The sequence below is a fragment of the Pantoea sp. X-Soil-OKNW-556 genome (assembly GCF_059730695.1).
Map to the genome: position 1 here is coordinate 1,956,025 of NZ_AP035990.1, position 12,802 is coordinate 1,968,826.

13 protein-coding genes are annotated in these 12,802 nt (G+C 55.3%); 9 read left to right on the forward strand and 4 right to left on the reverse strand.

Translation table 11 applies throughout. The features are described 5' to 3' along the window. Nucleotides 1-56: 56 nt before the first annotated feature. Entirely contained in the window at nucleotides 57-524 is a 468-nt protein-coding gene (gene slyB / locus AC6I8T_RS09085) for an outer membrane lipoprotein SlyB (protein ID WP_013508888.1), read from the reverse strand. 284 nt (nucleotides 525-808) lie between these two features. Between slyB and anmK the strand changes: the two genes are divergently transcribed. The 5 genes from anmK (at nucleotide 809) to pdxY (ending at nucleotide 5,277) form a co-directional block, all read left to right on the forward strand. Then, nucleotides 809-1,930, forward strand: a complete 1,122-nt coding sequence (gene anmK / locus AC6I8T_RS09090) for an anhydro-N-acetylmuramic acid kinase (RefSeq protein WP_208725359.1) — start codon at nucleotides 809-811, stop codon at nucleotides 1,928-1,930. Between the two features lie 9 nt (nucleotides 1,931-1,939). Then, entirely contained in the window at nucleotides 1,940-2,266 is a 327-nt protein-coding gene (locus AC6I8T_RS09095; protein ID WP_021185210.1) for an MliC family protein, read from the forward strand. Nucleotides 2,267-2,289: 23 nt separating this feature from the next. Then, complete coding sequence (pdxH, locus tag AC6I8T_RS09100; RefSeq protein WP_497833726.1) at nucleotides 2,290-2,946, forward strand: pyridoxamine 5'-phosphate oxidase; 657 nt, start codon at nucleotides 2,290-2,292, stop codon at nucleotides 2,944-2,946. Between the two features lie 139 nt (nucleotides 2,947-3,085). Continuing rightward, nucleotides 3,086-4,360, forward strand: coding sequence for a tyrosine--tRNA ligase (gene tyrS / locus AC6I8T_RS09105; RefSeq protein ID WP_208725361.1), 1,275 nt, complete (start codon nucleotides 3,086-3,088; stop codon nucleotides 4,358-4,360). Nucleotides 4,361-4,413: 53 nt separating this feature from the next. Beyond that, nucleotides 4,414-5,277, forward strand: a complete 864-nt coding sequence (gene pdxY / locus AC6I8T_RS09110; protein ID WP_200864673.1) for a pyridoxal kinase PdxY — start codon at nucleotides 4,414-4,416, stop codon at nucleotides 5,275-5,277. Between the two features lie 37 nt (nucleotides 5,278-5,314). Here the strand turns inward: pdxY and gstA are convergent, their stop codons facing one another. Together gstA and AC6I8T_RS09120 are read right to left on the reverse strand one after the other, a co-directional pair. Continuing rightward, complete coding sequence (gene gstA, locus AC6I8T_RS09115) at nucleotides 5,315-5,920, reverse strand: glutathione transferase GstA (RefSeq protein ID WP_208725530.1); 606 nt, start codon at nucleotides 5,918-5,920, stop codon at nucleotides 5,315-5,317. A 71-nt stretch (nucleotides 5,921-5,991) separates the two neighbouring features. After that, complete coding sequence (locus AC6I8T_RS09120; protein ID WP_208725531.1) at nucleotides 5,992-6,900, reverse strand: LysR family transcriptional regulator; 909 nt, start codon at nucleotides 6,898-6,900, stop codon at nucleotides 5,992-5,994. Between the two features lie 91 nt (nucleotides 6,901-6,991). On the opposite strand from AC6I8T_RS09120, the gene AC6I8T_RS09125 reads away from it, so the two are divergent. After that, on the forward strand, nucleotides 6,992-7,618 hold the full coding sequence (locus AC6I8T_RS09125; RefSeq protein WP_497833727.1) for a glutathione S-transferase family protein: 627 nt from the start codon (nucleotides 6,992-6,994) through the stop codon (nucleotides 7,616-7,618). After that, nucleotides 7,602-8,450 carry a pyridoxamine 5'-phosphate oxidase family protein gene (locus AC6I8T_RS09130; RefSeq protein ID WP_497833728.1) on the forward strand — a complete coding sequence of 283 codons (849 nt, stop codon included), beginning with the start codon at nucleotides 7,602-7,604 and terminating at the stop codon, nucleotides 8,448-8,450. Before AC6I8T_RS09125 ends, AC6I8T_RS09130 begins: the two co-directional genes overlap by 17 nt. 58 nt (nucleotides 8,451-8,508) lie before the next feature. Here the strand turns inward: AC6I8T_RS09130 and dtpA are convergent, their stop codons facing one another. Further along, complete coding sequence (gene dtpA, locus AC6I8T_RS09135) at nucleotides 8,509-10,014, reverse strand: dipeptide/tripeptide permease DtpA (protein ID WP_497833729.1); 1,506 nt, start codon at nucleotides 10,012-10,014, stop codon at nucleotides 8,509-8,511. 673 nt (nucleotides 10,015-10,687) lie between these two features. Here dtpA and betI point away from each other — a divergent pair. Then, a complete protein-coding gene (betI, locus tag AC6I8T_RS09140) occupies nucleotides 10,688-11,293 on the forward strand; it encodes a transcriptional regulator BetI (protein WP_036626912.1) in 606 nt (201 codons plus the stop codon). A 9-nt stretch (nucleotides 11,294-11,302) separates the two neighbouring features. Next, complete coding sequence (betB, locus tag AC6I8T_RS09145) at nucleotides 11,303-12,769, forward strand: betaine-aldehyde dehydrogenase (RefSeq protein WP_208725365.1); 1,467 nt, start codon at nucleotides 11,303-11,305, stop codon at nucleotides 12,767-12,769. The last annotated feature ends 33 nt before the right edge of the window (nucleotides 12,770-12,802 follow it).

Genomic DNA, 12,802 nt, shown 5'->3' on the forward strand with positions numbered 1-12,802 from the left:
GAAATGAAGTCCATTTCCGGATTCTGGCAGGGTGTCTTGATCGACTACGCGCGGGTTTAGCGCGGTGACACGGTAACCTGGCTGCCGTTAGATGCCATCACAACACGCTGGCCGACAGAGAAACGGGTGGCGGCCTGTTTCTGCACCACCATGATGGTGTTGCCGTCATCTTTACGGATTTCCAGTTCGACACCGTCACTCTTATTCAGGGTGCTCTGCACGCCCTGGCCAGCTACACCGCCGAGCACGGCACCGCCTGCGGTTGCCAGGCTACGGCCGCTTCCGCCGCCGATGGTGTTACCGAGGAAGCCACCTAATACGGCACCACCGATGGCACCAATAACATTGTTTTCGTCACCGCCCTGAATCTTGACCGGGCGAACGGAAACCAGCGTACCGTAAGAAACGCTCTGTACTTGTTTCGCTTCACTGGCACTGTAGACATCACCAGAAAGGGTGTCGTTACTCACACAACCTGCCAGCGTTAAGCCGGCAAGGGAGACGACCAGAAAACGCTTAATCATCAGAAAGCTCCTTCATGCAAAAATGTGCCGTGTTCTCATCCTGTTCTGCACAGAGTATAAGACACAAAACTGGCAATTGACTCTTCGTCCGGATAATACGCGGTTGGAGGCGAAGCATAGACCATTGCATCTCAACAAAAATTCAATTGAACACGAAATATTTTAACCTGGAATGCGCTACGCAATGTGCTTAAAAAGCGGAATTTAATCATAGAATTAGCCTGCGTAATTTGCCAGGCTACTCAAAGATGAATCATTTGCTCGTAGGCGAGTAAGGAAAAGTTATGAAATCAGGACGCTATATCGGGGTGATGTCCGGTACCAGTCTTGACGGTGTCGATGTGGTGCTGGCGGCGATCGATGAACATATGGTGGCGCAGCAGGCGAGCTACTGTCATCCGATACCACAAGATTTGCGGCAGCAGGTGCTGGCGATCTGTCAGGGACAATCTCTGACCTTGTCGCAATTGGGGCAGCTCGATAACCGTCTGGGTAAGCTGTTCGCAGAAGCGGTATTAACCCTGATGCGCCAGCAGTCGCTGGAGGCCAGCGATATCATGGCAATAGGTTGCCACGGACAAACGGTGTGGCATGAGCCGTTAAGTGATGCGCCTAACACCTTACAGATTGGTGATAATAACCAAATTGTTGCTGCCACCGGCGTGACCGTGGTCGGGGATTTTCGCCGCCGCGATATGGCGTTGGGCGGGCAGGGTGCTCCGTTAGTACCGGCGTTTCACCAGGCTTTATTAATGGACAGCGTTGAGCGGCGCATGGTGTTGAACATCGGCGGGATTGCCAACCTCTCGTTGTTACTGCCAGGCCATGCGGTGCGCGGCTTTGATACCGGGCCGGGTAATATGTTGATTGATGCGTGGATTTGGCGTCACAAAGGCCAGCCCTACGACAAAGATGCCGCCTGGGCGCGCAGTGGGCAGGTGGTCCCGGCGCTACTTGATCAGATGCTGGCCGATCCCTGGTTCGCCTTACCGCCGCCAAAAAGCACCGGACGCGAATATTTCAACCTCGGATGGGTCGAGCAACAATTACAACGCTTCCCGGCACTGGCTGCGCAGGATGTACAGGCGACACTGACCGAACTCACCGCGCTGACCATTACGCAGCAGGTACAACTGAATGATGGCTGCGATCGCCTGTTAGTATGCGGTGGCGGCAGCCGTAACCCGCTGTTGATGGCCCGTCTGGCGGCAATGCTGCCCGGTACGGAGGTCAACACCACTGACCAGGCCGGTATCAGCGGCGATGATATGGAAGCGCTGGCCTTTGCCTGGCTGGCGTTCCGCACCTTGTCCGGCTTACCGGGCAATTTACCGGCGGTGACTGGCGCGCGCGAAATGAGCGTGCTGGGTGCCATCTATCCGGCCAATTCCCGGCAGACACGTTAAGGAGTCAGGATGAAAAAGGCGATTTTAGTGGGCGGCGTACTGCTGCTGAGCGGTTGTGGTTTAATGCATAAACCCGCCGAAGCACCGCAAAAGTTACATTACCGTTGCGGTACGTTGCCGCTAACCGTAACCCTGGATAACCCGCGTCAGCAGGTCAGTTTTATTCTTGATGGCAAAGCACTGACCTTGACCCAGACCGTTGCCGCTTCCGGTACGCGCTACAGTGACGGCACTTACGTCTTCTGGTCGAAAGGGAATGGCGCTTTTATCGAGCGTAACGATAAAATTGTGATTAATGACTGCGAATTGCAGAATGCGGATGGTTCCGCCCAGTAATCGTTAAAGAAAGAGTAAACAGCATGAGCGACAGTGACAGTTTGCAAAATATTGCCCACCTGCGTCGTGAATACACCCGTGGTGGTTTGCGGCGTAAAGACCTGCCAGAGGAACCTCTGGCGCTGTTTGAACAGTGGCTACAACAGGCGTGTGCCGCGCAACTGCCCGATCCCACCGCCATGACGGTGGCGACGGTAGACAGCAGCGGCCAGCCTTATCAGCGCATCGTGTTGCTTAAGCACTACGATGACAAAGGAATGGTGTTTTACACCAATCTCGGTAGCCGTAAGGCGTTACAGTTGGCGGACAATCCGCGCATCTCGCTGCACTTCCCGTGGCACTATCTTGAACGTCAGGTGATGGTGCTGGGCGAAGTCGAGAAACTGTCGGCACTGGAGGTGTTAAAGTATTTCCATAGCCGTCCGCGTGACAGCCAGATTGGTGCCTGGGTTTCGAAGCAGTCGAGCCGCATTTCCGCTCGTGGCGTGCTGGAAGGCAAGTTCCTTGAATTGAAGCAGAAGTTCCAGCAAGGTGAAGTGCCCCTGCCGAGTTTCTGGGGCGGATTCCGGGTAAAATTCCACACGATGGAGTTCTGGCAAGGGGGAGAACATCGGCTGCACGATCGCTTCCTCTATCAACGTCAGGACAATGGCTGGTCAATCGACCGTCTCGCCCCGTAAAACTGCGTTTTAACCCCTTTCAACGCTGGCGCAGTTGGCGTCAGCGCTTTATGCTATAGCCCTCATTTTTTTCACTTCCGCAAATCAGCGGAAAGCTGTGTACCAGCATAGGTGCAGTCTGATCAATTTGGAGTCAGTGATGACCAGCAGTAACCTGATACAACAATTGCAAGAGAGGGGCTTGATTGCCCAGGTAACGGACGAGGAAGCGTTAGCAGAGCGACTGGCGCAAGGGCCAATTGCACTCTATTGCGGCTTTGATCCCACCGCTGATAGCTTGCACTTGGGCCATCTGGTGCCGCTGCTCTGCCTGAAACGTTTTCAGGATGCCGGACATAAACCGGTCGCGCTGGTGGGTGGTGCCACCGGTCTGATTGGCGATCCCAGCTTTAAAGCAGCAGAACGTAAACTGAATACCACTGAAACCGTGGGCGAGTGGGTGGAGAAAATCCGCCATCAGGTCGCGCCATTCCTCAGTTTCGATTGTGGCGACAACAGCGCCATCGCCGCCAATAACTATGACTGGTTTGGTGGCATGAATGTGCTGACCTTCCTGCGTGATATCGGTAAACACTTCTCTGTGAACCAGATGATCAACAAAGAAGCGGTCAAACAGCGTCTTAACCGTGAAGATCAGGGTATCTCCTACACCGAATTCTCCTACAACCTGTTGCAGGGTTATGACTTTGCCGAGTTGAACAAGCGTTATGGCGTGGTGCTGCAAATTGGCGGTTCCGACCAGTGGGGCAACATCACCTCCGGTATCGATTTAACCCGTCGCCTGCACCAGCAGCAGACCTGGGGTCTGACCGTGCCGTTGATCACCAAGTCTGACGGTACCAAGTTCGGTAAAACCGAAGGTGGCGCGGTGTGGCTCGATGCGAAGAAAACCAGTCCGTATAAGTTCTACCAGTTCTGGATCAACACCGCAGATGCGGATGTGTATCGCTTCCTGAAATTCTTCACCTTCATGAGCATTGAAGAGATCAATGCGCTGGAAGAAGCCGACAAAAACAGCGGTACCGCACCTCGCGCGCAGTACGTGTTGGCAGAGCAGGTAACACGACTGGTGCATGGCGATGCGGGCCTGACTGCGGCCAAACGCATTACCGAGAGCCTGTTCTCTGGCAGCCTGAGCGATATGACCGAAGCGGATTTCGAGCAGCTGGCACAGGACGGTATGCCGACCATCAACCTGACCGCCGAAGATGACCTGCAACAGGCGCTGGTCAAAGCGGAGCTGGTGCCTTCACGCGGCCAGGCACGTACCATGATCGGTTCGAACGCGGTTTCTCTGAACGGTGAAAAACAATCTGACGCCGAATACCGTTTCAGCGACAGCGACAAACTGTTTGGGCGCTTCACGCTGCTGCGTCGCGGCAAAAAACACTACTGCCTGATTAACTGGCAGTAAGCAATTCAGGGCCGGTTTCCGGCCCTTTTTTTATGGCAAGGCAGTACAGGGCAATAATGAAAAATATTCTCGCAATCCAGTCTCATGTTGTTTACGGCCACGCTGGCAACAGCGCGGCAGAGTTTCCCATGCGTCGTATGGGTGCCAACGTCTGGCCGCTGAATACCGTGCAGTTCTCCAACCACACGCAGTATGGCCACTGGACCGGCACCGTGATGCCAGCCACCCATCTGACCGATATTGTGCAGGGCATCGCCGCTATCGATCGATTGAAGACCTGTGATGCGGTGCTGAGTGGCTATCTGGGTTCCGCCGAGCAGGGTGAGCAGATTCTGGAGATTGTGCGCCAGGTAAAAGCCGCTAACCCGAATGCCTGGTACTTCTGTGATCCGGTCATGGGGCACCCGGAAAAAGGCTGCATTGTTGCGCCGGGTGTGGCGGAGTTTCATTGCAAAATGGCGCTCCCGGCCAGCGATATTATTGCACCGAACCTGCTGGAGCTGGAGATGCTGAGCGGGCACAGCATTGCCAATGTTGAACAGGCGGTGGTTGCGGCTCGTGAGCTGATTGCTCAGGGACCAAAAGTGGTGCTGGTGAAACATCTGGCGCGTGCCGGACGTCGCAGCGACCGTTTTGAGATGTTGCTGGTCACTGCCGATGAATGCTGGCATATCGACCGCCCACTGGTCGATTTTGGCGTACGTCAGCCGGTCGGCGTCGGTGATCTCACCAGCGGGCTGCTGCTGGTCGATCTGCTGCACGGCAAGTCGCTGCGTGATGCGCTGGAGCACGTCACGGCAGCGGTGTATGAAGTTATGCTGAAAACCCATGAAATGGGCGAGTACGAACTGCAACTGGTGGCGGCACAGGATGCCATTGCGCAACCGACGCAGCATTTCGCGGCGGAAAAACTGTAACAGCCCGTCGCGGCGCGATAAATCGCGCCGCGACGCATCAGACCAGACCTTCCGCTTTCAGCGCCGCCTGTACCGCCGGGCGTTCTGCCACCCGATCAAACCAGCTATTCAGCGCCGTAAACCCACTCAAATCCAGTTGTAACGCATGCGCCCAGCGCGTCACCACAAACAGGTAGGCATCCGCCACGGTAAAACGCAGCCCCATCAGCCACTGTTTATCCTGTAACGCCTGATTTGCGATGGCGAATTTTTTGATTAGCTGTTCACGCACCAGCTCTTTGTATTCTGCGGGGGTGTCCTTTCGGAACAAGGGGCTGAAGCCTTTGTGCAATTCAGTACCGATAAAACTGAGCCACTCCAGTGTGTGATAACGGGTGAGACTCCCGGTCGGCGCCAACAGGTGGCGATCGGGTTTTTGATCGGCCAGATACTGCACAATCGCCGTACCCTCCGTCAGTAACGTGCCATCATCAAACTGTAAAGCCGGTACCTGTCCTTTCGGGTTTATCTGCCAGTAATCCTCTCCTCGCTCGGTACGTTTCAGTTGCAGGTCGACATTAACCTGTGTGAAGTCCAGCCCGCATTCGCGCATCACGATGTGTGGCGATAGCGAGCAGGCACCGGGCTTACAATAGAGTTTCATCATGGCCTCTCCTCGGTTTGTTGTGATCAAACCAGCATAATTCGGCGAAAAAGATTTGCCAGTGATACCGATCAGGAATCGTGGCTGATAGCGTAATTTTCTTCATGAAAGCAGGCGAGTGCGGGCAAACGCGTCAGTGCAAAATCCCAGAACTGACGGACTTTCGGCGTCATGTTCCTTACTCGTTGCGTCACCAACTGTACCGGCAAGGCGGCAGGTTCCCACTCCGGCAATAAACGGATCAATGTTCCCGCGTGCAGATCGTCCAGCACCTGATAGGAGAGTAGACGCCCAATCCCCTGGTGGCTGCGCAATGCCAGCAGCTGACTCTCCACTTCATTCACGCGCAGTCGAGGGGTAATACGCACCCGCACATCACGCGCAAATCGCCATTCTCGTGTCTGCCGTATCCCGGCAATCAGCGCATGTTCGCTCAGTGTGGAGGGATGCTGCGGAATACCTGCGCGTTGTAGATAATCCGGGCTGGCAATCAGCATACTGCGTACCTCGCCGACCCGACGTGCCACCATCGAGGAATCCTGAAGTTCACCGATGCGTAGCGCGATATCCAGCCCGTTATCGATCAAGTCCTGATAGCTGTCGCTGAGTACCAACTCCAGCTGAATTTCCGGATGAAGCGCCAGGAAGGCGTTCACCAACGGCATCACATGGCGGCGGCCAAACTGAACCGGGGCAGTGACGCGCAGCAGCCCCTGCAATCCGCTATGGTGGGCGCTCTCCATTGCGGCCTGATAATCGGTCAGCAACTGGCGTGCCTGCTCAAACAGTTGCCAACCGGCTTCGGTAGGAGCCAGTTGGCGCGTGGTGCGTTCAATTAAGGTGGTGCCGAAGCGCTGCTCCAGCGCCGCCAGAGTACGGGTGATGACCGGCGGCGAACGCTGCAAACGACGGGCGGCTGCCGCCAGGCTACCTTGTTGAATGACGGTGACAAACACCTGTAGCTCATCGAATCTGTCCATCATTATTCCTGATTTGGTAACAGTCTCTTGTCGTAACCCGATCTTCATTACGTAAATCACAAGAGTAAGCTAAGCAAAAAAGGAGATCATCATGAAACTGTACAGCACACCGTTATCTGGCCATGCGCACCGTGTCCGACTATTACTGAATATGCTGCAACTGGATTATCAATGTATTGAAGCGGCGGCGGCTTTGCGCCAGCAAGCTGAATTTCGCCAGTTGAATCCGTGGCAGCAAATTCCGGTGCTGGTGGATGACGAGGTCGTGATTTACGACAGTAACGCCATTCTGGTGTATCTGGTGCGCCGCTACGCACCGGACAGCCACTGGCTGCCGGATGAGCCGGTGGTTGCCGCCCAGGTGCAGTTGTGGCTGGGGAAAGCAGCGGGAGAGATTCGTTATGGCGTTGGATCAGCGCGTTTAATCAAACAATTTCACACCCCGGAAGACTACGCCTCGGCGTGCAGCGTGGCGGCGCGTTTTCTGCCACAGATGGAAGCGCATTTAAGCACGCAACGCTGGCTGGCAGGTGAGCTGCCGACCATCGCCGACCTGGCTTGTTACGCGTACGTGGCTTGTGCCCCCCAGGGCGGCATTTCATTACAGCCGTGGCCCGCCATTCGTCAGTGGCTGGCCCAGGTCGAGGCGCTATCCGGCTTTGAGTCGCTACCGCCATTACCCCTTCCCGAGGAAAGCGAAAATGTTTCATCCCGGTGAACAACGCGCCCAGCAACTGGCAGGTTTTAGCCAGGTACGGGCCGCAATTTACGATCAGATGCCGTTGCAGCACCAGATGTTTTTTGCGCAATTGCCCTATCTGCTACTGGCGCAACGCGATAGCCAGGGCTGGCCGCTGGCGCATTTATTGATGGCTGAACCCGGTTTCATCCAGCCGCTGGATGAGCACTACCTGGCGATCAGCACCCACGCGCTCCAGCGTGCAGCGCTATTACAACCGTTGGCGGAAGGCGATGCGCTGGCCATCCTCGGCATTGATTTCGCCACACGGCGCCGCAACCGCGCCAGTGGGGAAGTTGCGGCGATCGGGCCAGAACATCTGGTGATGCGAATTCACGAGAGCTTTGGCAACTGTCCGCAATATATCCATCAATATCCGTGGCATTTTCCGGCGGAGCAACAGGTCGAGATTGCACAAGCCACATCCTTAAGTGTTGAAGACCGGCAGCATCTCAGTCGCAGCCAAACGTTTTTTATCGCCAGCGGTTCTCCGTCCGGCAGTATGGATATTTCACATCGCGGTGGTCCTGCCGGTTTTCTGCGCTGGCATGACTCTGGGTTACTGTCGTTCGATGATTTTCCCGGTAACCGTTATATGAATACCCTGGGCAATTTGTTGCTGGATGCGCGCTGTGCGCTGTTGATCCCGGACTGGCAATTGGGTACCGCGCTGCACTTGCAGGGTGAGATGACCATCGATTGGGCCGCGAGCAACGCAGAAGGGAAGGTTATCCGGCGTTTGTGGTTTACGCCGCAGCAGGTGATGCGGTTAGGCGTGGGTGCCTGCTGGCAAGCAGACACCGCCGCATAAAAAAACCGCCATCCCAGGGGATGACGGCTTGATCGTTTTTCCGGACTGAACCGCAGAATCAGGAATTGGCGTTGGCGCGCTGCAATTCAGTCTGGGTATCGTCCTGTGTCATGCGGTTCAGCAGCGGGGCGGTGATCAGCATCAGGATAGCAATCACCCCGGTCGCGATACCAATCTGCTGGAACACATGGCTGTACACCGCCAGCGACGTGTGCGGATCGGTGACATCACTCGGCACGGCCATCAGGTTAGCCACTTTACCGGCGATCATCGCAGCACCTGCGGTGGTCAGGAACCAAGAACCCATGATAAAGCCCATCAGACGCTGTGGAACCAGCTGAGCCACCATCGCCAGGCCAAGGCCAGAAATCATCAGCTCGCCCACGCTCTGCAATGCATAGCTGAGAATCAGCCAGTTGACTGACACGATGCCCGCTTCGTTCGCGAATTTGGCACCAAATGGCAGCACCAGGAAGGCACCAGAACACAGCACCATACCGATGGCAAACTTGTGCGGCATTGGCAGTTTGTCGCCCATCTTGTTGTACACCGCTGCCAGAATCGGGCTGGCAAGCATGATCCAGAACGGGTTAAGCGCCTGGAACTGCTCCGGTTCGAAGGTGATGCCGAGAATGGCATGCTCAACGTTACGGATGGCGAAGAAGTTCAGCGAGGTCGGCATCTGCATGTACAGCACGAAGAACACGATGGCTTCAACCATCAGCAGGAAGGCGACGATCATTTTACGGCGTGCCGCGCCCTGCAAAGCAAAGGCTTCTTTGGCAAACACCATCACGATACCAATCGCAATCACACCCAGCGCCATGCGCGCGATGCTCTGATGATGCAGCAGCCAGGTCGCCAGGGCGATCAATGCCACCACGCCAACCAGCGTCATCAGCAATTTGTTGATCTGCAGCGGAGCGAAATCAGGTTTGGAACCGTAACCCTTCACCAGACGCTGACAGAACAGGAAGTTCAGCAGGGTGATCACCAGACCAACAACCGACAGCGAGAATGCCGCGCCCCAGCCATACTTCGCCGCCAGCCACGGTGTCAGCATCATGGAGAACAGCGAACCGATGTTGATCGACATGTAGAACATGGTGAATGCGCCGTCGATACGCGGGTCGTCTTTCTCGTAGCAGGTGGAGAGCAGGGAAGACGGGTTGGCTTTAAACAGGCCGCTACCCACCGCAATGGTGGCCATACCGACATACACCATGGTGGTGTCATGACCGGAGAAGGCGACAGAAGCATAACCCAGCGCCAGAACCATCACCCCGAGGACGATGACACGTTTGGTGCCCAGCACTTTATCACCCAGCCAGCCGCCAATGGCGACCAAACCGTAAACCAGCGCACTAAACGAGGTGAACAGGGTGATGGAATCTGCTTCCGACATCCCCAGCTGTTTCACCAGGTAAACCGCCATAATGGCTTGCAGGCCGTAGTAACCAAAACGTTCCCACAGTTCGATCGAGAAGATCAGGTAGAACGCTTTCGGTTGCTTGAACGCGTTGAGGCTGACTGCCTCATCAGTGTGTTTGTTTGCAGTTGACACGAGTACCTCAGTTTATACATAGCCTGTTTTTTGACAGGAATTAAGTCTGCGTCAGGTTGGGTAAATCCTGCGCAACATTGTTATTAGATAGGAAAAACGGCGCCTAATTTGGCTGAATCAGGCCAGCAGGGCAAGTACTTTTTACACGCTGAAATACCTGTGAAGGGTAGGGTTAAAGCAATAATAAAAAGTTGTTAATCAGTGTTAAATCCCGAGTGATGACATTATATCAGGATAATCGGTTGGTTTGCAGATCGTTAAGATCATTTTCATGATATAAACTGCGATTATTCTTAATTTCAGGAGATATGTCTGCTGTATGAAACATAAACAATAAATAAACCTGTTAATGGCGTATTGTTAAGCACGATAGGTTGATAATTAAACAAAAAAAACCAGTGCAAAGATTCCAGCGCGCTAATTAGTTGATCCTGCGCACAAAAATACGATTTATTTTCTCATGTAAAAAAAGAAAACGTTTGCGTAGCCCTTTTCAGGCAGATAAAAAACGCCATTCAAGCCGGTATCAGGCATAAGCAACAGCTTTAAGGGAGTAAAAGCAAATTCCGCTAATAGCAGCGGGAAAGGATGAGAAGGAGTTTTTTATTGATTGAACATTCAATATAAAATAACTACACTTTTTCACATTCCATATACACAACCGATGAACACCATGCCAAAAACAGGAATGAAAGCCATTCGGCAGGCGCAGTTGATTCAGGCGACCCTGACGGTGATTGACCGTGTGGGGCTGGCTGAGGCCAGCATCGCGCTGATAGCCAAACAAGCCGGGGTGTCGACCGGCATCGTCAGCCATTACTTTGGCGACAAAAACGGTCTGCTGGACGCCTGTATGCGGCAAATCCTCGCCGATCTTTATCTGGCGGTGGAGCGGCAGAGACGGCTGGCAGATGACACGCCGGAAGCGCAGATCCGCGCCATTATTGATGGCAATTTCGACCCGTCGCAGGTCGAAGGGCCGGTGCTCACTACCTGGCTGGTGTTCTGGACCAGCAGCCTGCATCACGACAACCTGCAACGTTTGCAGCGTATTAATGACAAACGCCTGTGGTCGAACATCACCGCGCAATATGCCCGCGTTTTGCCGCGTGAGCAGGCCCGCGCGGCCGGCAGCAGTCTGGCAGCGTTAATTGACGGACTGTGGCTACGGATGACATTAGCACCGCAGCCAATGGCACAGGGATTGGCGCAGGCGCGCCAACTCTGTTATCAGAATCTTGCCCTGTGGCTGGCCGCCGCCGGGCCTACCCCATCCTGAGGAGAACATATGGCTGAGATCACGCGCCGCGGCTTATATATCAATGGTCAGGAGTGTCCGGGCTACGGACCGCTGTTTACCAGCGTCAACCCGGCTAACGGCCAGGTGCTGGCGGAGATCACCGCCGCCAGTCAGGAAGATGTCGATCGTGCAGTTTCCTCTGCCTGTGAAGGACAGCGCATCTGGCGAAGCTATACCCCAGTGGAGCGCAGCCGCGTGTTGCTGAAAGCCGTGGCTTTATTGCGCGAACGTAATCAGGCGCTGGCGGAACTGGAAACGGCGGATACCGGTAAGCCAATCAGCGAAACTGCCGCGGTTGATATCGTCACCGGAGCGGATGTGCTGGAGTATTACGCCGGTCTGGCTCCGGCATTGCAGGGCGAGCAGATCCCACTGCGTGACACCGCCCTGGTGTACACCCGGCGCGAACCACTGGGCGTCTGTGCCGGGATTGGTGCATGGAACTACCCAATCCAAATCGCGTTGTGGAAAAGCGCCCCGGCCCTCGCAGCGGGCAATGCCATGGTGTTTAAACCCAGCGAAGTGACGCCGCTGAGCGCCCTGGCGCTGGCAAAAATCTACAGCGAAGCCGGATTGCCGGATGGGGTATTTAACGTGGTGCAGGGCGCGGGTGAGGTGGGTCAGGCGCTGAGTCAACATCCGCGCATCGACAAAGTCTCCTTCACCGGCGAAGTGAATACCGGTAAACGGGTGATGGCGGATGCCGCGCTCGCCAATCTGAAAGAAGTCACCATGGAACTGGGGGGCAAATCGCCGCTGATTGTGTTTGCCGATGCCGACCTGGAACGTGCCGTCGATGGCGCGCTAATGGCGAATTTCTACAGCAGCGGCCAGGTATGTACCAATGGCACCCGGGTGTTTGTCCATCACAGTATTCAGGTCCGGTTCGAGCAGCGTCTGCTGGAGAAAATGCAGGGCATCCGTATGGGCGATCCACTGGATGCCTCGGTGAACTTCGGCCCGCTGGTCAGCGAACAGCACTGCCGCAAAGTCGAAAGCTACCTGAAACTCGGCAAGGAGCAGGGTGCACGTCTGCTGGCGGGTGGTCATCGCATCATCGACGGCCCGTTGGCGCGGGGTTGTTATATCGAACCAACGGTGTTCAGCGATTGCCACGATGAGATGCGCATTGTGCGTGAGGAGATTTTTGGCCCGGTGATGAGCATCCTCAGGTTCGACAGCGAAGAAGAGGTGATTCGCCGGGCTAACGATACCGAGCTGGGGCTGGCCGCCGGGATTTTCACCCGCGACCTTAATCGCGCCCACCGTGTTACCCATCAACTCGAAGCAGGGATCTGTTGGGTCAACAGTTGGGGCGAATCACCCGCACCGATGCCGGTGGGAGGATATAAGCAATCCGGGCTGGGGCGTGAAAACGGCATCGTAACGTTGCAAAACTATACGCGCACCAAATCTGTGTTGATTGAGCTGGGCGACTACCCGAGCGCATTTTGAGTTTTCATCCCCGGCGGCGTGCCGCCGGGGCGA